1 protein-coding gene is annotated in these 1116 nt (G+C 62.2%); it reads right to left on the bottom strand.

Annotated features, from left to right (window positions below; genetic code table 11):
* On the bottom strand, positions 1–1009 hold a 1009-nt coding region (locus MU551_RS23185), incomplete at its 3' end, for an enolase C-terminal domain-like protein (protein WP_247048926.1).
* Positions 1010–1116 lie beyond the last annotated feature (107 nt).

Here is a 1116-nt window from a genome sequence, read left to right as displayed (position 1 = left end):
CCGCGAGGATTTCGTTGATGCTTGCCAGACGGGCCGCATCGAGCTGGCAATAGTCGATCGCGCCCGCTTGGAACATCTGCTTGAACAGCACCCGGTTCATGCCGTGTTCCCCGGTCGCGACCCCGATCGGAGCTACTGCGCGGCGTACTGCCGCATGACCCAGGACGTCATCCGGGCTGGTGGGTTCTTCGATCCATAAGGGCTTGAAATGGGCGAGTTCATTAACCCAGTCGATGGCTTCGGGGACATCCCACACCTGGTTCGCGTCAATCATGAGTTTGGCGTCCCACCCGATCACCTCCCGGGCAATGCGCATCCGGCGGCGGTCGTCTTCGAGGTTTGCTCCGACCTTCAGCTTCACGTGCTGGTATCCGCTGTCGACTGCCTCCTTGAGCAGGCGGCGCAGTTTATCGTCGCTGTATCCCAACCATCCTGCGCTCGTGGTGTAGCACGGGTATCCGCCGCGACGGTCCAGTTCGTCGATTCGTTCCTGACGTGTGGGCTCCATCTCGCGGAGAATTGCGATCGCTTCATCCCGGGTGAGCGCGTCTGAGAGGTAGCGCAGGTCGGCGACGTCGACAAGCTCTTCGGGGCTCATGTCCGCCAGTAGCCGCCACATCGGTTTGCCTGCCCGGCGGGCCGCCAGATCCCAGACGGCGTTCATCACCGCTGCCATAGCCAGATGCACCACGCCCTTCTCAGGTCCGAGCCACCGCAACTGCGTGTCACCGGCGAGATCCCGATACACGCCGCCGAGATCGTTCACCATCTCGGCGACGTCGCGTCCGATGAGCGGGAATGCGCGCTGCCGGGCAGCTTCCACGCACAGGTCGTTGCCGCGACCGATCGTGAAAGTGAAACCGAAACCGGACAATTGCGGATCGTCGGTGACGAGGACGACGTAGGCAGCCGAGTAGTCACCGTCCTTATTCATTGCATCGGAGCCGTCTTGGCTCAGGGAGGTGGGGAACCGCAGGTCATACACCTGCACGTCGATGATGGTGGTCATGGTGTTCCGATCGGATCAGGGGCCAGGCCCATATCGTCGAGCTCGGCCCAGAGCCCGTCGGGAATTGGAGTGAGGAAACGTTGAAGACTGCTGTCGACGTGCTCGAC

This window comes from Arthrobacter rhizosphaerae (assembly GCF_023062595.1).
In the GTDB taxonomy this organism is placed as follows: domain Bacteria; phylum Actinomycetota; class Actinomycetes; order Actinomycetales; family Micrococcaceae; genus Arthrobacter; species Arthrobacter rhizosphaerae.
Note: the sequence above shows the minus strand (reverse complement) of the source record. Positions and strands in the feature narration are given on the sequence as shown.